The organism is Pseudomonas sp. CIP-10 (assembly GCF_020911845.1).
In the GTDB taxonomy this organism is placed as follows: Bacteria; Pseudomonadota; Gammaproteobacteria; order Pseudomonadales; family Pseudomonadaceae; genus Aquipseudomonas; species Aquipseudomonas alloputida.
Map to the genome: position 1 here is coordinate 3,677,382 of NZ_CP087160.1, position 23,649 is coordinate 3,701,030.

Here is a 23,649-nt window from a genome sequence, read left to right on the forward strand (position 1 = left end):
AATGTGAAGAAACGCCTGTCTTGTTCTTGTGTTACGCACAGCGATGACGAGGCTGTCATCGGGTCAGGTGGCGCCGTGTGAGCGCCATGGCCCTGGCGGCATTCGTGGTGCCAGCGTCGGGCTGAAATCCATGGAAACAGTTGCTGTAAGATAAATAAAATCGATTTATCGTATTACACACATAAGCCCAGCTTGTTACTGAGGTCGTCATGTCGGTTTCCCACGCTCAACTCAAGGCTTTCCACGCGGTGGCCGTGCACGGCAGCTTTACCCGCGCCGCTGAAAGGCTGTTTCTTACCCAGCCTGCGGTGTCCGATCAGGTGCGCAAACTGGAGGAGCGCTTCGGCGTATTGCTGTTCCACCGCAACAAACGCTCAGTCCAGCTCACCGACCTTGGCGAGCGGCTACTGGGCATCAGCCAGCGCCTGTTCGCCTGCGAGGCCGAGGCACAAGAGCTGCTGCACGACTCGCGTGCGCTGCACACCGGCAGCCTGGTGCTGGCAGTGGATGCACCGGTGCACGTGCTGCCGCAGATCGCCCGCTTCTGCCAGCGTTATCCGGGTATCCAGGTGAAGATCGAAACGGGCAATACCGACGAATCGCTGGCGCGGCTGTTCAGCTATCAGGCCGACCTGGCCCTGCTGGGGCGGGATGTCGACGATGAGCGCCTGCATTGCCTGCCGCTGCGTCGTGACCCGATGGTGGCGTTCGTTTCCCACCACCACCCATGGGCCAGCCGTGGCTCGATCAGCCTGGCCGACCTGGACGACACGCCACTGGTGCTGCGCGAGCCCGGCTCGGTAACGCGGCAAACGCTGGAAGAAGAGATGCAACGTGCCGGCCTGCGGATACGCGCAGCGATCCAGGTGGAGGGCCGGGAGGCGGCGCGTGAAGCGGTGGTGGTAGGCATTGGCGTGGGCGTGGTGTCGGCGGCGGAGTTCGGTGCCGATGCGCGGGTGTGTGCGTTGCCGATTGTCGATTGCCAGCGGCATTTGACCGAGACTCTGGTGTGCCTGAGCGAGCAGCGTACGCGCCGGGTGGTGGCGACTTTCCTGCAGATGGTCGAGGAAGGGGTGTAGGCCTGTGCTGGCCCCTTCGCGGGCTCGCCCGCTCCCACAGATCCTGCGCAGCATCCGGAACCTGTGGTGATGCTGCGGAAGCGGGCAAGACCGCGAAGGGGCCAGATCAGGCCACCCAACTATGCTGGGATAACCTCTATTCGTGGGCACCCCACCCATGCTCTACCGCCTTGCCGCCGACACCCTGGTGCTGCTGCACCTGGCCTTCATCCTGCTGGTGCTGTTCGGCGGGCTGCTGGTGCTGCGCTGGCGCCCTGCCCTGTTGCTGCACTTGCCGGCCCTGGCCTGGGGCCTGGCGGTGGAGTGCCTGCACCTGGGCTGCCCGCTGACCACCTGGGAAAACCGCATGCGCAATGCCGCCGGTGACGCAGGTTACCAGGGCAGCTTCGTCGAGCACTACGTCTGGCCACTGATCTACCCCGCCGGCCTGACCCCGCAGATCCAGCTGCTGCTGGGCACCCTCGTGCTGGCGCTGAACCTCGGCATCTACAGCTACGTGGCCTGGCGCTGGCGCCGCCCTAGCGGGTAGCGATCACGAACAACCGCGGGAAGGGCAACAGGACCTTGCCATCAGAGGCCGGCGGATAATCGCGCTGCATGGCCTGCAGGTACATCTGCAGGAAGTCGGCCTGCTCCTGCTCATCAAGCCTGGCCAGATAAGGCCGCAACGCCGAGCCCTTGAACCATTCCACTACCGCTTCGGCGCCCCCCATCAACGGGTGATGATAGGTGGTGCGCCACACATCCACCCGTGCGCACAGCGGGCTGAGCAAGTCGTAGTAGAACGCCGCGTTGTGCCGTGGCGGCAGCTGCAAGTCGGCGAATTTCGCCGCCCAGGGGCCTTGGCTTGCGATCTCGCGCAACTGCCGGTGGGCCGGCTCGTCGAGGTTGTCCGGGGTCTGCACGGCCAGGCTGGCGCCTTCGCTGAGCTGGCGCACCAGGTGCGGATACAGCAAGGCGTGGTCAGGTACCCATTGCAGCGAGGCATTGGCCAGGATCAGGTCCTGCGGCTCGGGGGCAGCCCAGCCGGCAATGTCGGCAATGACCGTGCGCACACGCGGGATGCACAGCCGCTTGCGCTCACGGGCCTTGTCGATCATGTCCGGGTCGCTGTCCAGCGCCGTCACCTGAGCATCGGGGTAACGTTGCAGCAGCACTTCGGTCGAGTTACCGGGACCGCACCCCAGGTCGGTGGCGTGGCGCACCGGCCGTGGCGGGATGGCGGCAATCAGGTCGCGTACGGCGCGTGTGCGTTCGTCTTCGAACAGGGAATACTGGTTGGCAGACCAGGCCATGTGCGGCTCCTTTGGGCGGGCAATGTGCCTAGCATATGCCATCTGTCGCCCGGCGGGACGGTTGCGAACGGATTACCCCGGAACTGATCACCTCTGCTTGAAGTCAGTCCTTGCATGCGCACGCCCTTGAAGACCTACATCGCCCTCGCCATCCTGGCCCTGATCGCTGCGGCCGCCCTGCTCGGTTCACCGTGGATGAACCAGCGTTTCCACATGCCTGCAGAAAAAGCCCAGGCCCAACAACGCGAAACGGCCGGGTCCCCAAGGGAGCCGGCCGTTTCCAGACGCGAGTGACGCTTAGTGCTGCTTGCTACCAGAGCGGATCTGGTGCACCACACCCATCGCCACCACGACCGCCGCAGCGATACCGGTGGAAATGACCAGAATCTGGTAGTCAGGCATGAAGGCCATGGTGACCAGGGCAGCCACGATGAACGCGATCACCAGGTAGGTCAGCCACGGGAACAGCCACATCTTCAGGCGTACTTCCTTGCCCTCGGCAATCAGCTTGCGGCGCATGCGCAGCTGCGAGAAGGCGATGACCAGGTACACCAGCAGGGCGATCATACCGGTGGTGTTCATCAGGGTGTCCAGCACGTCTTTCGGGCGCAGGGTCTCGCTGAAGTTGATCAATGCACACACCACGGCCACGGCGCACGAGCCCATGATCGCGTACACCGGTACACCGGTACCGGCGCGGGTGATCTTGAAGAACGACGGCGCATCGCCACGCTGGGCCAGGGAGAACAGCATGCGCGAAGCGGTGTAGTGGCCCGAGATCAGGCAGCTGCTCACCGAAGTCAGCACCACGAAGTTCATCAGCAGCTCGGCATACGGCACGCCCAGCAGTTCCAGGGTACGGCGATAGGCGCCATAGCCAGAAACACCCAGGTGCGGGTCGTTCCACGGTACCAGGCAGACGATCAGGAAGATCGAGCCGACGTAGAACAGGCACACACGCCAGACCACCGAGTTGGTCGCCTTGACGATCTGCGCAGCCGGGTCTTTGGCTTCGGAAGCGGCGATGGTGACGATTTCGGCGCCGAGGAAGGCGAACATCACCCCGAGCAAGGCACCGATCACAGTGGTGATGCCATTGGGCATGAAGCCTTCGGCGGTGAGGTGGCTGATGCCACGCACTTCACCGAACTGCCAGATGTTCATCACGGCAGCGGTACACACGATCAGGAAGCAGACGATCGCAATCACCTTGATCAAGGCGAACCAGAACTCGAACTCACCGTAGTGCTTGACGTTGAAGAAGTTGACGGTGATCAGCAACAGGGTCGTGGCCAGCACGAACACGTTGACGCTGACGTCGGGGAAGAAACCATGCAGGATCTTGCCCGCCACATAAGCTTCCCAGGCCATGAGGATGACCCAGTACCACCAGTACAGCCAGCCGATGGTGAAACCGGCCCAACGGCCAATGGCGCGGTCGGCGTAGGTTGAGAACGAGCCGGTGTCAGGCGAGGAAGTCGCCATTTCACCCAGCATGCGCATGATCAGCACCACCAGGATGCCGCCTGCCAGGTAGGCCAGGACAGCGGCTGGGCCGGCACTGTGGATCACGCTGCCGGAACCGACGAACAAGGCGCCGCCAATAACCCCGGCGATCGACATCATCGTCAGGTGGCGCGACTTCAGCGAGGCACTGAGCTTGCTCTCGTGCCCGCTTTTCGCGGTGGTGGTTGTGGATGTTGCGTCCATCAGTTGTGTACCCCGTGCTTCTTTTTATCCAAGGAAAACTGTGAAACCCCGATGGCTGGCGATTTCACCTGTACATCAGTGCTAATGCGGGCAGGATGGTGTGAACTTACACACGCAGGCCTTCCATGGCGGCCTGCTGACGCGCCCCAGGGCGACTGCCTGAGGCGAACTGAACATGCTTTATGTGGCGATATCCGACACCTAATGTAAAAATGTCCGACGCAGAGAGCCATGCACAGTGGCATGAATCTCGCACTGCACTGTATAGGTCGCCCATGCAGTACACCCTGCAGACGCCAGGCGATACGCACCCTGAAGGCCCCGAATGTTCGAATTACATCCAGACTCCTCTACCCCGCTGGTCAACCAGATCATCGATGGGCTGCGCGAGCTGATCGACAACCAAACCCTCAAGCCAGGCGCCAAGGTCCCGTCGATCCGCGCCTTTGCCGCCAGCTATTCGGTGAGTACCTTCACCGTGGTCGAGGCCTACGACCGCCTGGTCGCCCAGGGGCTGCTGGTGAGCCGTGGCAATGCGGGGTTCTTCGTCAACCGTGCGGCGGGCGAACTGCTGGAGCAGCACAACACCGAGGCCGACACCAGTCGACCAACGTTCAACTCCGAGTGGTACCTGCAGCAGATTTTCGAAATCCGCCAGTTGCCGTACAAACCGGGGTGCGGCTGGCTGCCCAACGACTGGATGTACGAAGACGGCCTGCGCCGCGGCCTGCGCCAGGTGGCCGGCAGCCCGCTGGAGTTGTCGGGGTACGGCGACCCCATGGGCCTGATGGAGCTGCGTGCGCTGACCGCCCAGAACCTGCAACAAGAGCTGTCGATCGTCGCCAACCCAGCACAGCTGATGCTCACCCACGGCGCCAGCCAGGCCCTGGACCTGGCCGCACGCACACTGGTGCGCCCGGGCGATGTGGTGCTGGTGGACGACCCCGGCTACCCGAACCTCATGAGCATTCTGCGTACCCAGGGCGCGACCTTGGTCGGCGTGCCGCGCACCCCGGCCGGCTACGACCTGAATCAGCTGGAACAGTTGCTGACACACCACCGTCCGACCGCGTTTTTCACCCAGCCACACCTGCACAGCCCGACCTGCTCGCGCACCCCGCTGCCGCAGTTGCACCGCTTGCTGCAACTGGCCAGCCAGCACGGCTTCCGCCTGGTGGAGAACAACCTGTACGCCGACATGGTTGCCGAGCCGCAACCGTGCCTGGCCAGCCTCGATCACCTGCAGCAGGTGGTGTACGTGGGCAGCTACTCGAAGAGCATCTCGCCCAACGTGCGGGTCGGCTACATGCTGGCCAATCCTGAGCTGATGCAGAAACTGCTGCACCTGAAAATGCGTTCGGGCCTGACCACTTCGCAGGTGATGGAGCGCGTGGTGTACGCCGCGATCATCGACGGCCGCTGGCGTAAGCACCTCAAGCGCCTGCGCCAGCGGCTGGCCGAGGCGCACCAGGAAGTTGGCCGGCATCTGCATCGATTAGGCTTCGAACTGTTTACCGAATCGGATGAAGGCATGTACATCTGGACCCGCCACCCGGCCATTCCCGACAGTGCCGCGTTGCTGGATGATGCGCTGGAGAAAGGCATCATGCTCGGCCCAGGGCAGTTGTTCATGGTCGACGCCAAGGCGACCGGGTGGATGCGCTTCAACGTGGCGTTCAGTACGGACCCGGCGATGTGGGAGTTGTTGGAGAAGGTCTTCGTCAAGCATGTGCGCCGGGGTGGGATGTAGTTCGCCACGACATCCGCACCGCCTGTGAGATCAAGCGCCGCCCGCGCGCCACGACATCTCACAGGCATTGAAGATCTTGTGGCCTGCACTTATTGGCTCCATCACCCCCTTCGCGCTTGCTCCTCTCGCCCCAAATATTCCTGGCGCGTTAGAGCCTGTGACTACAAGGAGCAGGTGCAGGAAAGTGACTGGGGCAGGGAGCAGGTTTGAACTGTGTGATCAAAGAAGTTAAGAAGAAGTGTTGTGCCTCATGAGCCACCGAATTATAAAGACTGCATCTACTGCTTCCCGCCAGAGTCAGGCCTACCGCCACTGTAGGTGGTTTTCAATTCTCCCTATCCCGGCGTGAGAATTATAGGGGCTTACAGCTGACGCCCCTACAACCTGGACAAAGCCGGGGGCCCAATCGAACGAATGGATTGGAGAGAGGCCCGGATCACAGCAGGCGGCGTCGAGTTAGTCAAATTACAAACAAGTCGACTTCTGCCGTCAGGCGCGAACAAAATGATGATAGATAGACTCGAAAAAAATCTACAGCGCACACTACAAGCAACCGACATCGACAAGCGATTTTTCATACATGAAATAAGGGGGCTTGAGCACCTCCGCGCCCTTGGCATTGCTGATAAAATTCTACCAACTGATGGCGGCGAGACTTGGAACAATATTCACGCAGCCACGTTGGAAGACTATCAGCCTGAATCAGACGCCGAGCTATTATATACAGCGCAAGCGCTAGAAGCAGAGGTAATCCAGCTTGAGCGGGAAAACCATGGATACCATTCACGATGTAATTAAAAACGAATCTCCTACGGATGTAATTTTATTTTTCACCAGAGGCACTGGCATCTCCCACCCGCAACTAGACAGGCTTTACACCCAGAACAATTGGATTCACTTAGGTGACTGCATTGGCCTCATCGAACTGATCAGAAAAATGACGAGCGACGGCTTGATTGAGCAAAAAGCCGGTGGATATGTGAAAGGTCCAAAATGGACGGCACCAAAATTCATGCTCGAAAATAAGTACACTTTCAATCAAAGTTGACAGCACACCAGCGGGCGTTGGCCGGCGTACCCGGTGCGGTGCAGTTCGTTGGCGACACTGATGCCATCGGCACCGCGAATGGCCAGCGCCTCGGCCAGCGCGAGGCTGCCGGTGAACACCGCCGAGCCGAACAGGGCCGGGATGAAACGCGCGCCCTCCTCGTTGGTCCATACGGCAATTTCCAGTGGCTTGCGGGTTTGGATGTCCAGGTCGCTCAGGCGGCGCACCACTTGACCGAGGCCTGACGCCACAACTTGGATCCCATCTTGTGACGAGGTATGCTAGGCAATAGCTAAACGCCACTACCCAGGCAGGCTTGATGCCTGCCTTCAAGGATGAGCCCTTTGCCCAGCCACCCGACCCGCCACACCATCGCCCGCCAGTGGCAACTGCTCAAGTTACTGCCCAGCCGCCACCCAGGCATGAGCTCCACCCAGTTGCAGGCTGCCCTGACAACCGTGGGCCATTCCACCAGCAAACGCACCGTCGAGCGCGACCTGGTGGAGCTCGCCGCACTGTTCCCGCTACAGTGCAACAGTAAAGGCATGCCTTATGGCTGGTACTGGCAACCGGGCTTGAGCCTGGGCGAAGCGCAGCAGCTGCAACCCGACGCACTTACCCCCCCGACACACGTTGTACTGTATGCCTGGGTCGATGACGCGCTGGCCCGCCGCCTGGAACAGTCACCCCTGTCCGTCGATATGCAACTGACGCCGCAGGCTGGCGGCGGCGCCGCGCTGGTGGCCACCGTCGACGACAACCGCGCGCTGATGGGCTGGCTGCTGTCCCAGGCGGGTTCGATCCGCATCCAGGCGCCGCAGGCGCTACGTGCGGCCATGATTGAACAATTGCGCCAGAGCCTGGCGCTGCATGAGGGCGAAGGCGGCTGCAAGCAATAGCGCCAACGGCGTCAGTAGGTTCCCGGATACGCCCCGCCATCAATCAGCAGGTTCTGCCCGGTGATGTACCCGGCATGCGCACTGCACAGAAATGCGCAATACGCGCCAAACTCCGCGGCTTCGCCAAAACGCGACGCCGGAATGGCCTTGCGCCGCGCCTGGGCAGTGACTTCCACATCACCACCCGCAGCCTTCAAGGTCTTTTGCAGGCGCGCCGTGTCGAACGCCCCAGGCAACAGGTTGTTGAGTGTCACATTGCGGCCCGCCAGGCGCTGCTGCCGGGCCAGGCCGGCAATGAATCCGGTCAGGCCACTGCGGGCACCGTTGGATAAACCCAGCATGTCGATCGGTGCCTTCACCGCGCCGGAGGTGATGTTCACCACCCGGCCAAAACCACGTTCGGCCATACCATCGACCACCGCCTTGATCAGCTCGATGGGCGTGAGCATGTTGGCATCCAGCGCCTTCAGCCAGTCATCACGCCCCCAATCACGGAAGTCCCCCGGTGGCGGGCCACCGGCGTTGTTGACCAGAATGTCGACCTGCGGGCAGGCCGCCAACAGCGCCAGGCGCACCTTGGGATCGGCCACATCACCTGCCACGGTATGGACCTCGATGCCCGGGCAGGCCCTGCGCAACTCGCTGGCGGTCTGCTCCAGGGTGGCCTGGGTACGGGCATTGATGACCAGGTTGACGCCTTCTTTGCCCAGCGCTTCGGCGCAGCCTTTGCCAAGGCCTTGGCTGGCCGCGCAGACGATGGCCCAGCGGCCGGTGATGCCTAGATCCATTGGTTTGCTCCTAGATGCAATCAGGGTTACAGGGTGACTGACAGGCACTGCCGGGGCAATCTAGAGCACAGGACAGGGCCACCGGTAATGAAAAGAACTGATCCACCGATAACCGCCGCTTATCCCTGCCAGCGCTTCGGCAACGGGCTGGAAATAGAGGGGTAGCGTCACACTTCACCCGCCGTCAGTTCCTCCACCAGCAATCGTGCCGCAGGCGATAACGGCGCCGCGACCCGGTGGACGATGCCGAACGGCTCGCTCAGCGCCCGTAGCGGCACCGCCAGCGACACCAGCAACCCGCGCTGCTCGGCAAAGGCCGCCACTGCACGGGGAATGACCGCCACCAACGTCGGGTCATCTTCAAGCAGCATGAAGGTGGCGAAGGTGGAGAAGGTCTCCAGCGGATAACGCGACACCTCCACCCCCGCCTCGCTCAACTCGCGTTCCAGCGCTTGGCGCATGGGCATGTTGGCCGGATAAACCACCCAGCGATAATGGCTAAGGTCGCTGATCTTGAGTGCCGCCGCCCCGGCCAGCGGATGCTGCGGATGCGCGACCACCGCCAGCGGCTCCTGGGCCAGTTCGACAAAGCCATATTCCGCCGCGTTGCGGCCCAGCCCTGGCCGGCAGATGGCCAGGTCCAGGCGCCCTTCGTCCAGCTGGGCGAGCAGGTTGGCGCTGGTATTCTCAGCAATTTCCACTGCCAGTTGCGGCTGTTTGCGGCGCAAGCGCCCGAGGGCGCTGACCAGTGTGGGCATTGCCCCCATGATACTGCCCACCGCCAGCCGCCCGCCCTGGCCTTGGACGATGCCCAACACCTCTTCGCGCAGATGCCCCAGGTCACTGTGGATAAGCCGCGCGTAGCGCACCACGCAGCGGCCCACGTCGTTGGCAACCAGGCCACTGGGCATTCGCTGGAACAACGGTACGCCCAGCACCTCCTCGACCTCGCGCAGGGCCTTGGTGGCGCCGGGCTGGGAAATGGCCATGGCTTCAGCTGCCTTGTGCAGCGAGCCACAGCGGTCCAGCTCAATCAGCAAGCGCAACTGGCGCAGGCGCAGGCGAGAAAAAATGGCGTCCAGAGAAGGAATCATCAGGCAGGCTCGGCAGGGGTTTCGTCATGCCGAGCACTATAGAGGGTCGTCTGCGGGGGCGTGTTGCGTTTTCAGCAAATGACCCTTGATCGCAGAACGCATGCACGCTTTTTTCTGCAGGCTGTTTTACCGCGGAACACGACGCGCCAGGCAGGCATAGGCCAAGCCCAGTACGCTGGCCGCCAGTATGCCAAGCAGTATCATCAGCTCACGGCTGTAACGGGCCACCATGGCCGGAAAACCGATGACTTCGCGGTACACTTGCACATTGGCCTCACCATCGGCATGACTGATACTGACCCCGCCATGGCGAATCTGCGAGTAGTCGGCATCGAAATACACCCACACCTTGCAGGTGCCACCTGGCTCGATGGCCGGGATATCAACCTGGGCGGCGGGGGTTTCCAGCAGCGTGTCGTTGCCGGCAGCATCGCGCACCTGCACCAGGCCTTTGGCTGGCAGGCGGATTTTTACCTGCCGGACCTGCGCATTACCGCTGTTGTGCAGTTCGATCAGCAGGCCGGCACGGTGGTCGACCAGCCCGGCCTCGAAAGGCTTGGCGAACAGCTGGGCATAAGGGGCCTGCGCCATTTCGATGAGCCGCTCGACCTGATCATGGCCCAGCTGGCCTTGAACGATACCGTTGATTTGCCCCTGCAACTGCTCGTACTTCAGCTGTTCGCTGGCCTTGCTGATCCGCTCGCTGAACTGGCTGGGGTAAGTGAGGTAGGCATAGGTCAGTGACGCCTCAAGGCGCGGATTGCCCCTGAGCAACGCATAGGCGGCCAACAGGACCACCAGGCCGATCAGCACGGCGACGAGAAGCTTCCCCACCTTGTCCCAGCTCAATGCATGCTTCCTTCTGTCGTGTTGCAGACGATTAAAACCGCCCAAGGGTGCCAAGTTCGCGGCCCCCAGGCAAGCCTGGCTAGGCTTCGCCCCCGCCTTCGCGCGCCTGACGTATCTGCAGCAGCTGGCCGTCGATCAGTGACTTGGCCATCCCGGCCAGGTAGTACGTGGCCTTCATCATCACCTGGCGGTCGTCAGGCCTGTCGATGGCCTTGCGGGTGATCTCGGTGATGCAGCCCATGATGCCCGAAGCTTCCATCAGTGCGGTGCGTATTGGCAGTTGCGGTTTCATTTGCACCAGTTCGGCATCGCTGTTGCCAAAGCGGCTCGCGGCTTGCACGACATAGGGCTTGCTGCTGTTTTTCGGCGTTTCGCTGTCCATGTCCATTCCTCAAGGTTAGGCGCTTGCCGAGGCTAGGCCGCTGCCTACCCCATTACAATGACAAAGGGGTGGAAAGGGTCACTTTAGGAAATGGACTACAAGAACCCTGCACAGGGAGCGCCGAGCCCCCGCTCAGCCCCCTTGACCCGCCCCCGGCAGTGGCGGACGATCAACCTCCCCCACACAAGGACGAACACCATGCTGCGGATACTGGGAAGAGCCTCTTCCATCAATGTGCGAAAAGTCCTGTGGGCCTGCGCCGAATTCGAGATCGCGTTCGAGCGCGAAGACTGGGGTTCTGGCTTCAAGGCCACGGACAGCACCGAGTTTCTCGCGCTGAACCCCAACGCCATGGTTCCGGTGATCCAGGACGGCGACTTCACCTTGTGGGAATCCAATAGCATCATCCGCTACCTGGCCAGCCGCTGCGGCGCCACCGCGTTCTATCCCGGCGAGGCCCAGGCGCGGGCGCGGATCGACCAGTGGATCGACTGGCAGGCCTCGGACCTCAACCGCTCTTGGAGCTACGCGTTCATGTCGCTGGTCAGGCATTCGCCCGCTCACCAGGACCCGCAAGCACTGGCTGCCGGTTGTGCCGAGTGGTCACGGTACATGCGCATCCTCGACCGCCAGCTGGCCAGCACCGGTGCCTATGTGGCCGGCAGCCAGTTCACCCTGGCCGACATCCCTATCGGCCTGTCGGTCAACCGCTGGTTCGAAACGCCGTTCGAGCACCCGCACCTGCCCGCGGTGCGCGATTATTACGAGCGCCTGAGCGAGCGCCCTGCCTATCACCTGCATGGCCGAAACGGTACCCCGTAGTACCCGCAAGGACGTGTATCGAGGGGCGCAAAGCGCCCCAAGGTTCCGGCCTGTTACAGCGCAACCTGCCGCCCGGCTACCACCCCTCGCCCACGCCAGGCAAGCAGCAGCACCAGCACCAGCCCCAGCGCCGCCATCGCAGCCCCCGCCAGGGAAATCGCCGGGTAGCCCAGCCCGGCGTTGATCACCGCGCCGCCCAGCGCCGCACCGATCGCATTGCCCAGGTTGAACGCGCCAATGTTAACCGCCGAGGCCAGGTTGGGCGCATCCTTGGCCGCTTCCATGACCCGCATTTGCAGCGGCGGCACCAGGGCAAAGCTGGCCGCCCCCCAAACCAGGATCGCCAGGGCAGTCGGCAGCGGCCAGTCCAGTACCAGCGGAAACACCAGCAGCACGGCAATCAGCCCAGCCAGTGACAGGATCAGGGTACGATCGATCGAGCGGTCCGCCGCCTTGCCGCCCCACACGTTGCCCAAGGTCAGGCCGACACCGAACAGCACCAGCATGGCCGTCACGAAAGGGGTGGACGCCGCCGCTTCATGCTGCAGGATCGGCGCAATGTAGGTGAACACCGTGAACATGGCGCTGGAACCCACCACGGTCAGCAACAAGGCCGCCAGTACCGGCCTGCGGCCCAGCACACGGATCTCGGCCAGGGCACCCTCGCCCTTGGGCGACGCAACATTGGGCAGTGCGTACCAGAGCGTGGTCATCGCCACCAGGCCAAGCCCGGCAATCCCCCAGAACGCCGTGCGCCAACCCAGCATTTCACCCAACCAGGTCGCCAACGGCACGCCACCGATGGTGGCCAGGGTCAACCCCATGAACATTGCAGCCACGGCCCCGGCGCGCTTCGCCGGCGGCACCACACTGGCCGCGACGATCGAGCCGATGCCAAAGAAGGCGCCGTGGTTGAGTGAAGTGACCACGCGGGCCACCAGCAGGCTGGCGTAGTCGCTGGCCAGGGCCGCCATCAGGTTGCCCAAGGTGAAAATGGCCATCAGCCCGATCAACAGGTAACGGCGCGGGATCTTCACCGTGGCCAGGGTCATCAGCGGCGCGCCGATCAGCACGCCGATGGCATAGGCACTGACCAGCAGCCCGGCAGTAGGGATGGAAACGCCAAGGTCGGTAGCGATACCGGGCAACATGCCCATGGGGGCGAACTCTGTAACGCCGATGCCGAAGGCACCGATGGCGAGTGCGATAAGCGGTGGATTGATACGCATGGCAAGCTCCTTATCTATGCCGCAAATGCTACGATCCGTTCCAAACGCGCACTAGACTGCATTTTTGCGAACCACCTTTGCTTGAGAGGCACAAATGGACTTCAGTGGCAGATCCGGAGAGATGGAGATTTTTGCCAAGGTGGCGCAAGCGGGCAGCCTGTCTGCCGCCGCCCGGGCGCTGGGCCTGACACCCTCGGCGGTCAGCCGTATTCTCGCCCGCACGGAACAGCGCCTGGGTACCCGCCTGCTGCTGCGCACGACCCGGGCGCTCACCCTCACCCCCGAGGGAGAGGCCTACCTGCGCGGCGCACGGCGAGTGCTGGCGGACATGCTGGAAGTGGAAGAAGCCATCACTGACCAAGGCGTGCCACGCGGGCGCTTGCGGGTCAGCGCTGCGCTGGGCCATGCCCGGTTGACCGTAGTGCCGCTGCTGGCGGCCTTCAGCGCACGCTACCCGCAAGTGCTGGTTGACCTGACCCTCAGCGACGAGGTGGCTGACATTCTCGGCGGCCAGGCCGACGTGGCGCTGCGCTTCGGTCACCTGCCGGACAGCTCGTTGAGCGCTCGCGCCATTGGCGAGACCGGCCAGGTAGTGGTGGCCTCGCCCGATTACCTGCAACGCCACGGTACCCCGCTTGCACCTGAAGACCTGGCCCAGCACAACTGCCTGCGCTTCAACTTCCGCCGCGCGATGCCCGACTGGCCGTTTCACCGCGACGGGCATACGTTCTCACTGAAGGTTAAAGGGAATATCGAATGCAGCAGCGGCGAGGCGCTGGCGCAGTTGGCCAGGCTGGGCGCCGGCGTGGCGCGTATCGGCACCTTTACCGTGGCCGATGACCTGGCCAACGGGCAACTGGTGCCGTTGCTGGAGGCTTACAACCCGGGTGATCGGGAACCGATTCATGCGGTGTTCGTCGGCGGCCCGGCGATGCCGGCGCGGGTGCGGGTGTTTGTGGATTTTCTGGTGGAACAGCTATCTGACGGCCTGTAGGGCCGGCCTCATGTCGCGACAGGGCCGCCCACGCGCGCGCTGATCAGTCTCTTCGCGCTTGCATGCCGGCCAGGATAAAGCCCATGAACCGCCGCACATCCGCCCGGTGTGCCGTCATGTCCAGCGGCTCGCGGCTGCAAAGGCGCAGCAACTGAAGGTGCCCGTAATCGTTGATCAGGAACGCCGCATAGCCCACGTCCAGCCCAGCCGCCAGCCTGCCGCTGTCGCACAAGTCCTGTAGCAGGCATTTCAACTCGTTGACCAACGCGTCGTTGACGCGCCTGTAGGCATCCGGCACGCCCTGCTGCTCAGCCCCCAGCAACGGCAGCAACGGCGGCAATATCTCGCGCCAGAGCGGTGCAGGCAGCACCTCGAATGCGTAATCGGTCAAGTGCGCTTCGTAGCAGCACAGGGCCTCCAGCGCATCGTCGAATTCCGGCAGGCGCCGCCGGGCTTCGGTCACCGCCCGGTGGTCGGCCTCGCGGAGCTTCTCCAGCAAAATTTCCTGCTTGCTGCCGAAATAAGCAAACACCGTGGGCACCGACACTGCGGCCAAGCGCGCGATCTGCTCCATGGTGGTGGTCTGGTAACCCTGCGTTTCAAACAGGCCTAGCGCCGTTCGGCTGATGGTTTCACGACGCATCGCCTTCTGCTGCTCGCGCAGTCCGCTCACATTCACACCTTTTTCGAATCGTACACGTCGGCGCACAGCATAACGCAAAGCTGCGCCGTAAAAATATTTTATTGACTAAAGGTTTTAATGAACTCAAAACTAATGCTCCATTCTGACCTGGGAGTTGCCATGTCCACCGCCGCAGACCTCATTATTCACAATGCCCGCATCTACACGGTCGACCCGCACAGGCCTTGGGCTGAGGCGGTGGCCATCTGCGGCGAACGCATCGTTTGCGTGGGCGACCACGGCAGCGTCATGGCATACGCCGGCCCTGCCACACGCCTGCTGGATGCCGGCGGCAAACTGGTGCTGCCGGGCTTCGTCGAGTCTCACTGGCATTTTTCCTCTACCGCCTTTGCCTTTCAGGCGCTGGTCAATCATACCGACCCGCTACAGGTGCTGGCCCTGCTCCAGGCCTACGTCGAGGCCAACCCCTGTGAAAAAGCCATTACCGGCATGGGCTGGATCCAGCCATTGATGCCTGGGCATATGTTGCGCCGCGAAGTACTGGATGCCATCTGTGCGGACAAGCCCGTGTGCCTGCTGTCCACCGACTATCACACCATGTGGGTCAACAGCTTCGCCCTGAACGCTGCCGGCATCGACCGCAACACCCCGCCAGTAGAAGAGGGCGCCAGCTGGTTCGAAAAGGACCCGATCACCGGCGAGCCCACGGGTGTGATCATTGACTGCGCCGCCTATTCGCTGCTGATGCAACGTCTGAGCGAAGCCGGCTACCTACCGACAGGCATCGACCTGTACCTGCGCTCGATTCCCTTTTGGCAAGAGAAACTGGTGGCGGCCGGGATTACCACGGTATTCGATGCCGGGTTCCTCGACCCCGCTGGCGACCAGTCGCTGCTGTATGAAACCCTGCAGCAACTGGAGCGTGAGGAGCGCCTGAAACTGCGGGTGGTCGGCAGCTACATCAACATGGGCACCGAGGACGATCCGGTCATGCGGCTGCAGGCCCTGCGCGAACGCTACGACTCGCCGCTGGTCAAGGCGCAGACCCTCAAGCTGATGCTGGACGGGACCGAGCTGAACCACACCGCGTTCCTGCTCGAGCCCTATTGCGACAAGCCACACAGCTGCGGGTCGACGACCATGCCCGAGGAAGTGTTCGAGGGCCATGTGCGCAAGGCCGACGCCCTCGGTATCGACGTGATGGTGCATGCAGTGGGCGATGCCGCCGTGCGCATGGCGCTGGACGTGTTCGAGCGCACGTTCTCCAGCAATCCGCCCCGCGACCGTCGTCACGTCATCACTCACGCCTTTCTCACCCACCCCGACGACATACCGCGCTTTCGCCGTATCGGCGTCATGGCCAACACCCAGTTGCAGTGGGGCGTGGTCGACGCCTACGCCGAGGCCATCCAGCAGACCTATGGCTACCCACGCTGGGCGTCGATGTATAAATTCCGCAGCTTCATCGACCAAGGTGTGACCGTGTCCATCGGCATGGACGGCCTGGTGTGCCAATGCCGATGCCAGCACAAGCCGGTGGAACACATCGAATCGGGCCACACCCGCCAGCTCAGTGGCGAACCCGATGCCCCTGTGATGCCCGATGCCGACGAGCGCCTGAGTATCCCGCAACTGATCGCCGCCTATACCCTCAACGGTGCATACCAACTGGGCCTGGAACGGGAAATCGGTTCGATCACCGTTGGCAAGCGTGCCGACATCATCGTGCTGGAGCAGGACCTGTTCGAACTGGACCGCTACCAGATCGGCAATACCGAAGTAGCGCTGACCGTAATGAACGGCCGCATCACCCACGACGCAGGTACCCTGCCCCGCGCCTGACCCCGGACCCGACCATGCACAACAATAACAACACCCTGCTTCTGCGTGCTGCGCTGATCTACATCGCCGCCACGGCCTTGATCATCATTGGCGTACAACCCATCTTCATCGGCCTGCTGGCCGAGCGGTTGCATCTGGACCTTAGCCAACAGGGCTGGGTACTTTCCAGTGAAATGAGCGGAACACTGCTCGGCTGCCTGCTGCTATCGATACCAAGGCGTCATCCAAGTGGCCGTGGGCTGTACCTGGCGGCAGCCTTTGCAGCGCTGATGTTGAACCTCCTCAGCGCTGCGCTGGACACTTTGACGAACCTGATTCTGTGCCGTTTTGCCTGTGGTATCGCTGCGGGCCTGCTGTATGCCGGGTCGATCAGCGGGCTTGGCCGGCTGCCGGGCCAGGATCGCTCGTACGGCCTGTCGCTGCTGATTCAAACCGCTGTCTTTGCCCTGTACGCGACCTGCCTGCCACAACTGGCAGAGCAGTTCGGTCACCGCACGGCGATTGCATCACTGGGTTTCTGGTTCGTGCTGATCGCTATGGCTGCGTTGTTCATTCCGGTACGGCTGCAGCGTGTAACCCCCGTGCGCCTGGCGCAGCCAGGCGGCGGCTCCGCGATTATCGGGCGCTACGCCCTGCTGGGGATGCTGTGCCTGCAGTTGGCGATCTATTCGTTGTGGGGGTTTGTCGAACAGTTGGCGCGCGAACGTGGCATCGAGGCGGTGGATGTGGGCTGGGCGTTCGGGCTGGGAATACTGGGTGGCTTGCCTGGCGGCGCCCTGCCCAGCCTGCTGGGCGCACGGGTGAGCCGTGGCCCGATGATCGGCCTGGGCTCGCTGGTAGTGCTTGTGTCAATCACCCTGCTGGCGCGCTATACACATGATGCCGATCAGCTGTGCATGGCACTGTTTCTGATGAACTTCGGCTGGGTGCTGGCGCTAACCTACTACATGGGGGCAATTGCCACCAATGACCCACGCGGCACGTTGACACCCTGGGTCAGTGCGCTGCAACTGGGGGCCGCGGCGGCAGCGCCGGCGTTAGTGGCGTTGCAGCAACAGAGTGCCGGGCGGGAAATGATCTTTGCCAGTGCAGGGACGGCGGTGGTGTTGGGGTGCGTGCTGAAGAGCGTGGCCGGCGTGGTTCATCGGCGGGCAATTCGTGAAGCTGCTTGATAGAGCGCATGAGCCGGTGATGGTGTGCGACGACTGCAGCCCGATCTGACACCGATACCGCCCGTTAGGTTATCTTCGACGCTTCACTGTACCGCCCGGGCCAGACCACCATGCGCATTGTCATTCCCGACGACTACCAAAATGTAATCCGTACCCTCGATTGCTTCGGCAAGCTGAGCGGGCATGCTGTCAGCGTCCTTCATGAGCTCCCGCCTGCCACGCTGGAACAACTTGCCGCACGTTTTGCCGATGCCGACGCCCTGGTACTCACCCGCGAACGCACACGCATCGACGCTGCCTTGCTCGACCGCCTGCCCAACCTCAAGCTGATCAGCCAGACCGGCAAGGTGTCCAGCCACCTCGACCTGGCTGCCTGCACCGCGCGCGGCATTGCCGTGACCGAGGGACGCGGATCGCCGGTAGCGCCTGCCGAACTGGCCTGGGCGCTGATCCTCAATGCCCGCCGGCAACTGGTGCCGGCCATTGATGCCTTCCACCAAGGCCAATGGCAGGTCAACCTGGGCCAGGCGCTGGCCGGGCAGACGCTGGGCATCTGGGGCTATGGCAAGATCGGCCAGCGCCTGGCGCGTTATGCGCAGGCTTTCGACATGCCCGTGCTGGTGTGGGGCAGCGACAGCAGCCGCGCCGCAGCCAAAGCCCATGGCCACGCTGCTGCCGCCTCGCGTGAGGCGTTTTTTGCCGAGGCGGATATTGTCAGCCTGAACCTGCGCCTTTCGGATCAGACACGCCATGGAGTGACCTTCGACGACCTGTCCCACATGAAGCCCGACGCCTTGCTGGTGAACGTCAGCCGCGCGGAACTGATTGCACCAGGCGCATTACTGCAGGCATTGGATGCCGGGCGGCCGGGCTACGCGGCGGTGGATGTTTATGAGGAAGAGCCGTTACTCGACCCGGCCCATCCACTGCTGCGCCACCCACGTGTACTCAGTACGCCCCACCTGGGGTATGTGGAGAAGAACGGCTACGAGCTGTACTTCGGTGACGCCTTCGACAATGTGCTGGCGTTTTTCGAAGGGGTGCCGAAGAACGTCGCCAACCCGCAAGCTTTGGCACTTCAACGCTGAACCCAGTGCAGCCTTGAGGTTGCACTACCCAAGCAGGTGCAGCCCCAGCGTAAACACAGCCACGGCCAAGGCGACCAACGACACCCCATGACGTTCCAGGTACGCGGGCCAACCGGCTGCTGACTGCGCCACGCATTGACATTGGCGCTCGGCCAGGCCGGTCAAGCGCGTCTCCACACTGTCCACACGGTCTGCCTGGGTGCTCGCTGCCAGCGCGAGCTTCTTCAGTGCCGTGGTCACCGTGATGGACAGCCCCTCCCGAGCCTGATTGCTGGCGGCCAGTTGCTGCTGGCACTGCTCAAGGTGCTTGCGAATCGCCCCTTCCTTCTGCACACGGGCCAGGGTAGTTGCCACGAGCTTTTTGTTCAGCGCCTCGATACTGGCCTGCAGTGCGTCATGCCCGGGGGCCTGCTGGACCGACGCGTCTGCCTCATGGTGGGGCTCGTGCATCGTGTTCCCATTCGCCTCGGCAAGCGGAGTCAGGGTGCCGTGTTCATGTAGCTGGTTCATCAATCACTGTCCGGATACTGCGGTAAGGGGCGAGAAGCTATCAAAATGACATTACCGGATCCACTGATCAGTCGCGCAATTGACGGCTTTCGTCAGAACGTGCGCGTACACTTGCCTTCATGCCACTCGCAGGAGCCGCTTCATGCCCTACCCCATTGAAGAAAAACTGGTCATCGGCGTTGCCTCGAGTGCGCTGTTCGACCTCTCCGTCTCCGATGACATCTACCAGACCCAAGGTGTCGAGGCTTACCGCCAGCACCAGGAGCAAAACCTGGACGAGCCGTTCCCCAGGGGGGTGGCGCTCCCGTTCATTCGCCGCTTCCTGAGCATCAACAAGGCGTTCCCCGACCAGTTGCCGGTGGAAGTGGTGCTGCTCTCGCGCAACTCGCCGGAAACCGGCCTGCGGGTGTTCCGCTCCATCAGCCACTATCAGTTGGACATCACCCGCGCGGCATTCATGTCGGGCCGCTCGCCCTACGAATACATCCCGGCGTTCAATGCCTCGTTGTTCCTCAGCGCCAACGAGGAAGATGTGCAAAAGGCCATCGACGCCAACTACCCTGCCGGGCGTGTACTGCCTACGCGCATCTACGATGATGAAATCGATACTGAGCTGCGGGTGGCCTTCGACTTCGATGGCGTGATTGCCGACGACGAGGCAGAGAGTGTTTACAAGCGCAACGACAACCTGGACGACTTTCAGGAACACGAGCGCATGCACAAGGGCACCCCGCATTCGCCGGGGCCACTGGCAGACCTTTACCGCAAACTATCGCGGATACGCATGCTGGAGGACCGCAAGCTGGCCGAGGACCCGACGTACCAACGGATTCTGCGCATTGCCATCGTCACGGCGCGCAACGCGCCTTCGCATGAGCGAGTAGTGACGACCTTGAAGGATTGGGGCGTATCCCCGGATGAGTGCTTTTTTCTAGGCGGTATGGATAAACCCAGGGTGTTGTCGATATTGAAGCCGCATGTGTTTTTCGACGACCAGCGCACGCACCTGCAATCGCCAGCGGGAAACCTGCCGATGGTGCATGTACCGTTTGGGGTGGCGAACAGCGTGCGCTCGCCTCAGGAACCCGACGTGAAGCAGGATCAACTGCCGATCAGCGCATCATCCTGCATGCCCTAAGGCGCAAACACCGGCGCTGTGCCACGCGCGGTTCGGGCGACCAAGGTGCATGCGCCCGTGCCGGGTACGCGCTTGCAACCCGGCCGAGAGGGCGCGGTCCGTCGCGGGGTCAACTTAGCGCGGGCCGCCACCCTGATGGCCACCAAAACCACCGCCGTGGCCACCCCCACCATGACCACCGCCACCACCCGGCGGCATGAACATCCAGCAACCCGACAAGGCGGATACCAGCGCCGCCACCAAGGCTGCGCGCAAAAGGTTTTTCGACTTCATTGAAACGCTCCACAAGGCTAGATCTGCTGCCTGCCTTAGCTGATTGGGCAGCGACAGGATTCTAGAGCTGCGGTGTGATGGCACGGGGGAAACTTTGCATATCTTTACTGTCGACCCCGTGGCCGCAAACGCCGCGCAGGGACCACCAGCATGATCCTCCTTGACCCATGCCCACTCGCCGCCGCATGCTCGAACGCTTCCACCCACGCTCAAGGAACGATTGCATGAAGCTGGAAACGCTTGCCATCCATGCGGGCTTCAGCCCCGACCCGACCACCAAGGCGGTGGCCGTACCGATCTACCAGACCACCTCCTTCGCCTTCGACGACACCCAGCACGGCGCCGACCTATTTGACCTGAAGGTTGCCGGCAACATCTATTCGCGCATCATGAACCCCACCAACGACGTGCTCGAGCAGCGCATGGCCGCCCTGGAAGGCGGGGTTGGCGCGCTGGCCGTCGCCTCGGGCATGGCGGCTATCACCTACGCCATCCAGACCGTCGCCGAAGCCGGCGACAATATCGTCTCGGTGGCCAAGCTGTACGGCGGCACCTACAACCTGCTGGCGCACACCCTGCCACGCATGGGAATCCACACCCGCTTCGCGGCCCATGACGATATCGCCGCCCTCGAAGCGCTGATCGATGCGCGTACCAAAGCGGTATTCTGCGAGTCCATCGGCAATCCCGCCGGCAATATCGTTGATATCGCTGCGCTGGCCGAGGCCGCCCACCGCCACGGGGTGCCGCTGATCGTCGACAATACCGTGGCCACCCCGGTGCTGTGCCGGCCGTTCGAGCACGGCGCCGATATCGTCGTGCACTCGCTGACCAAGTACATCGGCGGTCACGGCACCAGCATCGGCGGCATCGTCATCGACTCCGGCAAATTCCCCTGGGCCGAAAACAAGGAACGCTTCGCCCTGCTCAACACCCCTGACCCGTCCTACCACGGCGTCACCTACACCGAAGCTTTCGGGCCTGCCGCCTTCATCGGCCGCTGCCGTGTGGTGCCCTTGCGCAACACCGGCGCCGCGCTGTCGCCATTCAACGCCTTCCTGATCCTGCAAGGCCTGGAAACCCTGGCCCTGCGCATGGAGCGCCATACCGAGAACGCGCTAAAGGTCGCCCATTACCTGCAAGCCCACGAGCAAGTGGCCTGGGTGAAGTTCGCCGGGCTGCCCGACCACCCCGAACATGAACTGGCCCAGCGCTACACCGGCGGCAAGCCGGCGTCGATCCTGTCGTTCGGTATCAAGGGCGGCCAGGCGGCTGGCGCGCGCTTCATCGACGCATTGCAGTTGGTGGTACGCCTGGTGAACATCGGCGACGCCAAGTCACTGGCCTGCCACCCCGCGTCCACTACTCACCGTCAGCTCAACGACGAGGAACTGGAGAAGGCCGGCGTGCCACGGGACATGGTGCGCCTGTCGATCGGCATCGAACACAGTGACGACATCATCGCCGACCTGGCCCAGGCCTTGGAGGCCAGCCGCGGCTGATTCCTCCGCGCCCTACCCAATGTCGAAGGCGGGCGCACCTTCATCAAGCGTGGATGCACCCGCAATGACCCTGTTTTACCTGAAACTCACCATCACCCCCCTGCTGATGTGGGCCATCTCCCTCGCCTCCCGGCGCTGGGGCGGCCTGCTAGGCGGATTGCTGTCCGGCCTGCCGATCACCTCGGCGCTGGTGATGACCTTCCTGTGCCTGGAACAGGGCACGGCCTTCGCCCTGGGCGCATTGCCCGGCGCACTGGGCGGCCTGGCAGCGGTGCAGGCCACCTACACCGTCTACCTGCTGGCCACGCGCACACTCGGCATCGCCGTGGCCGTACTGCTGGCGTTGCTGTTCTATGGCCTGGCCGCCTATGCCTTTACCCACTGGGGCAGCCTGTACCTGTCGATTGCAGTGGCGTTGGTGCTGATCGGCGTGCTGATCCGCGCCAGCGGCCGCGAGCCCAAACCTGATACCTTGGCCCGCCCCCGGCACCGGCACTGGGAAATCCCGTTGCGCATGGTATCTGCCACTTCCCTGCTGATGATCACCACCAGCCTGGCCAGTTGGCTGGGCCCGGCGACCAGCGGGATGCTGGCGCCGATTCCGGTGATTGCCTGGCCACTGGTGGTGTTCGCCCATGTGCAGGGCGGGCGAGCCGGGATGGCGGCGATGGTGCGGGGGAATGCGATCGGCGCGGTGGGGGTGATTGCGTTCTATCTGGTATTGGCGGGGCTGCTGGAAACGTGGGGCGTTGGCGTGACCATCGGGCTGGCCATGCTGTGCGCTGTGGTGCTGACCCTTGGGCTGGCCGCGGTGTTACGGCGGCGTTGATAGGCCGTTGGGCCGTTGGGCTGCTGCGCAGCCCATCGCAGGCACGCCAGCGCCTGCAGGGACCGAGCGGACTGCTCGCACCTGCGGCCTTAGTCGAACGCCCCGTTCAACACCTCATAGATGATCCCGGTCGCCACGGCGACCAGAATCAGGTCTGCGCCCGCTTGCATCCACTCATACCCGTCGTAGCGAGGCAGCTGCCCCAACAGGCGGCCATCCAGTTTCTTGGCGATACCAGGTGGCAGGGGCTTGCCGCGGGCCAGGTTCTTCTGAATACCTGGAGGCAACGCCGGACCCGGGCTCCAGTAGTTGCGGTGGCCACCGAGGATGCCCAGTACATCGCCACGGTCGATGGACGGGCCGCCGTGCCAGTCATTGCCGCCGGCGCTCTGCTTGTGGCCGCCCGAATTGCCCTGGCCCTGACCCTGGGCGTGCGGCGCCTGACCCTTGCCGTGCCCCTGACCTTGGCCCTGGCCTTTGCCATTACCCGGGTCGGCGAGCACCGGGCCAGAGGCCAAGGCCACCGCCAATGAGGTGACAATGGCTGTCATGATTGTTGATCTGGCCATGTGAGCATCCTTTGCGCGAGAGGTTGCCCCACACTATAGACGGTGCGCACGCCTGCTTCACTTGCAACAGCCTCAGCAGGGGTGGCTGACAAGGCAGGCACGCTTCGGCCACAATCGGTCGCCTGGTCCACGCTGGGAAGCACT

The 23,649-nt window shown here is 63.0% G+C and carries 26 protein-coding genes and 1 pseudogene; 15 read left to right on the forward strand and 12 right to left on the reverse strand.

The genetic code is table 11. The annotated features are described in order from the left end of the window. Positions 1–209 precede the first annotated feature (209 nt). Both LMH93_RS16575 and LMH93_RS16580 read left to right on the forward strand, forming a co-directional pair. Positions 210–1,079 (forward strand): LysR substrate-binding domain-containing protein, encoded by an 870-nt coding sequence (locus LMH93_RS16575; protein WP_003250776.1) that lies wholly within the window; start codon positions 210–212, stop codon positions 1,077–1,079. 157 nt (positions 1,080–1,236) lie between these two features. Further along, positions 1,237–1,608, forward strand: a complete 372-nt coding sequence (locus LMH93_RS16580) for a DUF2784 domain-containing protein (protein WP_003250774.1) — start codon at positions 1,237–1,239, stop codon at positions 1,606–1,608. Here LMH93_RS16580 and tam read toward each other — a convergent pair. Next, positions 1,598–2,374 (reverse strand): trans-aconitate 2-methyltransferase, encoded by a 777-nt coding sequence (gene tam / locus LMH93_RS16585; RefSeq protein ID WP_003250773.1) that lies wholly within the window; start codon positions 2,372–2,374, stop codon positions 1,598–1,600. The two genes, LMH93_RS16580 and tam, sit on opposite strands and share 11 nt — an antisense overlap. Before the next feature lie 114 nt (positions 2,375–2,488). On the opposite strand from tam, the gene LMH93_RS16590 reads away from it, so the two are divergent. After that, positions 2,489–2,668, forward strand: coding sequence for a hypothetical protein (locus tag LMH93_RS16590; protein WP_003250772.1), 180 nt, complete (start codon positions 2,489–2,491; stop codon positions 2,666–2,668). A 3-nt stretch (positions 2,669–2,671) separates the two neighbouring features. On the opposite strand, the gene LMH93_RS16595 is transcribed toward LMH93_RS16590, so the two are convergent. After that, entirely contained in the window at positions 2,672–4,084 is a 1,413-nt protein-coding gene (locus LMH93_RS16595; protein ID WP_004575400.1) for an amino acid permease, read from the reverse strand. 325 nt (positions 4,085–4,409) lie between these two features. On the opposite strand from LMH93_RS16595, the gene LMH93_RS16600 reads away from it, so the two are divergent. The 3 genes from LMH93_RS16600 (at position 4,410) to LMH93_RS16605 (ending at position 6,882) form a co-directional block, all read left to right on the forward strand. Next, the gene (locus LMH93_RS16600; RefSeq protein WP_003250769.1) at positions 4,410–5,834 is read left to right on the forward strand and encodes an aminotransferase-like domain-containing protein; all 1,425 of its coding nucleotides are present in this window, start codon (positions 4,410–4,412) and stop codon (positions 5,832–5,834) included. Between the two features lie 243 nt (positions 5,835–6,077). Further along, positions 6,078–6,152: an S-type pyocin domain-containing protein gene (locus LMH93_RS29935; protein ID WP_127644227.1), complete on the forward strand. Its 75-nt coding sequence runs from the start codon at positions 6,078–6,080 to the stop codon at positions 6,150–6,152. A 454-nt stretch (positions 6,153–6,606) separates the two neighbouring features. Next, a complete protein-coding gene (locus LMH93_RS16605) occupies positions 6,607–6,882 on the forward strand; it encodes a hypothetical protein (RefSeq protein ID WP_014753533.1) in 276 nt (91 codons plus the stop codon). 8 nt (positions 6,883–6,890) lie between these two features. Here LMH93_RS16605 and LMH93_RS16610 read toward each other — a convergent pair. Continuing rightward, positions 6,891–7,133 (reverse strand): annotated as a pseudogene (locus tag LMH93_RS16610) (Zn-dependent hydrolase); the annotation flags it as partial. 93 nt (positions 7,134–7,226) lie between these two features. Between LMH93_RS16610 and LMH93_RS16615 the strand changes: the two are divergent. Further along, the gene (locus LMH93_RS16615; RefSeq protein ID WP_004575397.1) at positions 7,227–7,781 is read left to right on the forward strand and encodes a WYL domain-containing protein; all 555 of its coding nucleotides are present in this window, start codon (positions 7,227–7,229) and stop codon (positions 7,779–7,781) included. Between the two features lie 11 nt (positions 7,782–7,792). On the opposite strand, the gene LMH93_RS16620 is transcribed toward LMH93_RS16615, so the two are convergent. From LMH93_RS16620 to LMH93_RS16635, 4 genes are all read right to left on the reverse strand, one after another. Beyond that, on the reverse strand, positions 7,793–8,569 hold the full coding sequence (locus tag LMH93_RS16620) for an SDR family oxidoreductase (RefSeq protein ID WP_003250761.1): 777 nt from the start codon (positions 8,567–8,569) through the stop codon (positions 7,793–7,795). Between the two features lie 167 nt (positions 8,570–8,736). After that, positions 8,737–9,663 (reverse strand): LysR family transcriptional regulator, encoded by a 927-nt coding sequence (locus tag LMH93_RS16625; RefSeq protein WP_020189917.1) that lies wholly within the window; start codon positions 9,661–9,663, stop codon positions 8,737–8,739. A gap of 126 nt (positions 9,664–9,789) precedes the next feature. Further along, positions 9,790–10,512, reverse strand: a complete 723-nt coding sequence (locus LMH93_RS16630) for a hypothetical protein (protein WP_003250756.1) — start codon at positions 10,510–10,512, stop codon at positions 9,790–9,792. Between the two features lie 79 nt (positions 10,513–10,591). After that, positions 10,592–10,894, reverse strand: a complete 303-nt coding sequence (locus LMH93_RS16635; RefSeq protein WP_003250754.1) for a DUF3077 domain-containing protein — start codon at positions 10,892–10,894, stop codon at positions 10,592–10,594. A gap of 198 nt (positions 10,895–11,092) precedes the next feature. On the opposite strand from LMH93_RS16635, the gene LMH93_RS16640 reads away from it, so the two are divergent. After that, positions 11,093–11,716, forward strand: coding sequence for a glutathione S-transferase family protein (locus LMH93_RS16640; protein WP_230064388.1), 624 nt, complete (start codon positions 11,093–11,095; stop codon positions 11,714–11,716). 53 nt (positions 11,717–11,769) lie between these two features. Here LMH93_RS16640 and LMH93_RS16645 read toward each other — a convergent pair whose 3' ends face one another. Next, positions 11,770–12,945: an MFS transporter gene (locus LMH93_RS16645; protein ID WP_230064389.1), complete on the reverse strand. Its 1,176-nt coding sequence runs from the start codon at positions 12,943–12,945 to the stop codon at positions 11,770–11,772. Positions 12,946–13,039: 94 nt separating this feature from the next. Here LMH93_RS16645 and LMH93_RS16650 point away from each other — a divergent pair, with 94 nt between their 5' ends. After that, entirely contained in the window at positions 13,040–13,939 is a 900-nt protein-coding gene (locus LMH93_RS16650) for a LysR family transcriptional regulator (RefSeq protein WP_019751931.1), read from the forward strand. 43 nt (positions 13,940–13,982) lie between these two features. Here the strand turns inward: LMH93_RS16650 and LMH93_RS16655 are convergent, their stop codons facing one another. Then, positions 13,983–14,612: a TetR/AcrR family transcriptional regulator gene (locus LMH93_RS16655; RefSeq protein WP_019751932.1), complete on the reverse strand. Its 630-nt coding sequence runs from the start codon at positions 14,610–14,612 to the stop codon at positions 13,983–13,985. Between the two features lie 129 nt (positions 14,613–14,741). Between LMH93_RS16655 and LMH93_RS16660 the strand changes: the two genes are divergently transcribed. The 3 genes from LMH93_RS16660 to LMH93_RS16670 all read left to right on the forward strand — a co-directional run bounded on the left by LMH93_RS16660 (position 14,742) and on the right by LMH93_RS16670 (position 18,684). Continuing rightward, positions 14,742–16,424, forward strand: a complete 1,683-nt coding sequence (locus LMH93_RS16660) for an amidohydrolase (protein WP_180988272.1) — start codon at positions 14,742–14,744, stop codon at positions 16,422–16,424. A 14-nt stretch (positions 16,425–16,438) separates the two neighbouring features. Beyond that, complete coding sequence (locus LMH93_RS16665) at positions 16,439–17,596, forward strand: YbfB/YjiJ family MFS transporter (protein WP_014860868.1); 1,158 nt, start codon at positions 16,439–16,441, stop codon at positions 17,594–17,596. 110 nt (positions 17,597–17,706) lie between these two features. After that, the gene (locus LMH93_RS16670) at positions 17,707–18,684 is read left to right on the forward strand and encodes a D-2-hydroxyacid dehydrogenase family protein (RefSeq protein WP_185280212.1); all 978 of its coding nucleotides are present in this window, start codon (positions 17,707–17,709) and stop codon (positions 18,682–18,684) included. A 24-nt stretch (positions 18,685–18,708) separates the two neighbouring features. Here LMH93_RS16670 and LMH93_RS16675 read toward each other — a convergent pair whose 3' ends face one another. After that, a complete protein-coding gene (locus LMH93_RS16675) occupies positions 18,709–19,194 on the reverse strand; it encodes a hypothetical protein (RefSeq protein WP_185280211.1) in 486 nt (161 codons plus the stop codon). Between the two features lie 142 nt (positions 19,195–19,336). Here LMH93_RS16675 and LMH93_RS16680 point away from each other — a divergent pair, with 142 nt between their 5' ends. Beyond that, on the forward strand, positions 19,337–20,332 hold the full coding sequence (locus tag LMH93_RS16680; RefSeq protein ID WP_060537554.1) for a 5'-nucleotidase: 996 nt from the start codon (positions 19,337–19,339) through the stop codon (positions 20,330–20,332). 114 nt (positions 20,333–20,446) lie between these two features. Here the strand turns inward: LMH93_RS16680 and LMH93_RS16685 are convergent, their stop codons facing one another. After that, a complete protein-coding gene (locus LMH93_RS16685) occupies positions 20,447–20,605 on the reverse strand; it encodes a hypothetical protein (RefSeq protein WP_004575389.1) in 159 nt (52 codons plus the stop codon). 224 nt (positions 20,606–20,829) lie between these two features. Between LMH93_RS16685 and LMH93_RS16690 the strand changes: the two genes are divergently transcribed. Continuing rightward, positions 20,830–22,107, forward strand: a complete 1,278-nt coding sequence (locus tag LMH93_RS16690; RefSeq protein WP_004575388.1) for a bifunctional O-acetylhomoserine aminocarboxypropyltransferase/cysteine synthase — start codon at positions 20,830–20,832, stop codon at positions 22,105–22,107. Positions 22,108–22,171: 64 nt separating this feature from the next. Then, a complete protein-coding gene (locus LMH93_RS16695; RefSeq protein ID WP_003250736.1) occupies positions 22,172–22,936 on the forward strand; it encodes a hypothetical protein in 765 nt (254 codons plus the stop codon). An 89-nt stretch (positions 22,937–23,025) separates the two neighbouring features. On the opposite strand, the gene LMH93_RS16700 is transcribed toward LMH93_RS16695, so the two are convergent. Further along, positions 23,026–23,505 carry an anti-virulence regulator CigR family protein gene (locus tag LMH93_RS16700; RefSeq protein WP_102885244.1) on the reverse strand — a complete coding sequence of 160 codons (480 nt, stop codon included), beginning with the start codon at positions 23,503–23,505 and terminating at the stop codon, positions 23,026–23,028. Positions 23,506–23,649: the final 144 nt, after the last annotated feature.

What these genes read in the sequence shown, in the direction of transcription:
- LMH93_RS16575 (WP_003250776.1), top strand. Translation starts at nt 210, where the DNA reads ATGTCGGTTTCCCACGCTCAACTCAAGGCTTTCCACGCGGTGGCCGTG.
- LMH93_RS16580 (WP_003250774.1), top strand. Translation starts at nt 1,237, where the DNA reads ATGCTCTACCGCCTTGCCGCCGACACCCTGGTGCTGCTGCACCTGGCC.
- tam (WP_003250773.1), bottom strand. Translation starts at nt 2,374, where the DNA reads ATGGCCTGGTCTGCCAACCAGTATTCCCTGTTCGAAGACGAACGCACA.
- LMH93_RS16590 (WP_003250772.1), top strand. Translation starts at nt 2,489, where the DNA reads ATGCGCACGCCCTTGAAGACCTACATCGCCCTCGCCATCCTGGCCCTG.
- LMH93_RS16595 (WP_004575400.1), bottom strand. Translation starts at nt 4,084, where the DNA reads ATGGACGCAACATCCACAACCACCACCGCGAAAAGCGGGCACGAGAGC.
- LMH93_RS16600 (WP_003250769.1), top strand. Translation starts at nt 4,410, where the DNA reads ATGTTCGAATTACATCCAGACTCCTCTACCCCGCTGGTCAACCAGATC.
- LMH93_RS16605 (WP_014753533.1), top strand. Translation starts at nt 6,607, where the DNA reads ATGGATACCATTCACGATGTAATTAAAAACGAATCTCCTACGGATGTA.
- LMH93_RS16620 (WP_003250761.1), bottom strand. Translation starts at nt 8,569, where the DNA reads ATGGATCTAGGCATCACCGGCCGCTGGGCCATCGTCTGCGCGGCCAGC.
- LMH93_RS16625 (WP_020189917.1), bottom strand. Translation starts at nt 9,663, where the DNA reads ATGATTCCTTCTCTGGACGCCATTTTTTCTCGCCTGCGCCTGCGCCAG.
- LMH93_RS16635 (WP_003250754.1), bottom strand. Translation starts at nt 10,894, where the DNA reads ATGGACAGCGAAACGCCGAAAAACAGCAGCAAGCCCTATGTCGTGCAA.
- LMH93_RS16640 (WP_230064388.1), top strand. Translation starts at nt 11,093, where the DNA reads ATGCTGCGGATACTGGGAAGAGCCTCTTCCATCAATGTGCGAAAAGTC.
- LMH93_RS16645 (WP_230064389.1), bottom strand. Translation starts at nt 12,945, where the DNA reads ATGCGTATCAATCCACCGCTTATCGCACTCGCCATCGGTGCCTTCGGC.
- LMH93_RS16650 (WP_019751931.1), top strand. Translation starts at nt 13,040, where the DNA reads ATGGACTTCAGTGGCAGATCCGGAGAGATGGAGATTTTTGCCAAGGTG.
- LMH93_RS16660 (WP_180988272.1), top strand. Translation starts at nt 14,742, where the DNA reads ATGTCCACCGCCGCAGACCTCATTATTCACAATGCCCGCATCTACACG.
- LMH93_RS16665 (WP_014860868.1), top strand. Translation starts at nt 16,439, where the DNA reads ATGCACAACAATAACAACACCCTGCTTCTGCGTGCTGCGCTGATCTAC.
- LMH93_RS16670 (WP_185280212.1), top strand. Translation starts at nt 17,707, where the DNA reads ATGCGCATTGTCATTCCCGACGACTACCAAAATGTAATCCGTACCCTC.
- LMH93_RS16675 (WP_185280211.1), bottom strand. Translation starts at nt 19,194, where the DNA reads ATGAACCAGCTACATGAACACGGCACCCTGACTCCGCTTGCCGAGGCG.
- LMH93_RS16680 (WP_060537554.1), top strand. Translation starts at nt 19,337, where the DNA reads ATGCCCTACCCCATTGAAGAAAAACTGGTCATCGGCGTTGCCTCGAGT.
- LMH93_RS16685 (WP_004575389.1), bottom strand. Translation starts at nt 20,605, where the DNA reads ATGAAGTCGAAAAACCTTTTGCGCGCAGCCTTGGTGGCGGCGCTGGTA.
- LMH93_RS16690 (WP_004575388.1), top strand. Translation starts at nt 20,830, where the DNA reads ATGAAGCTGGAAACGCTTGCCATCCATGCGGGCTTCAGCCCCGACCCG.
- LMH93_RS16695 (WP_003250736.1), top strand. Translation starts at nt 22,172, where the DNA reads ATGACCCTGTTTTACCTGAAACTCACCATCACCCCCCTGCTGATGTGG.
- LMH93_RS16700 (WP_102885244.1), bottom strand. Translation starts at nt 23,505, where the DNA reads ATGGCCAGATCAACAATCATGACAGCCATTGTCACCTCATTGGCGGTG.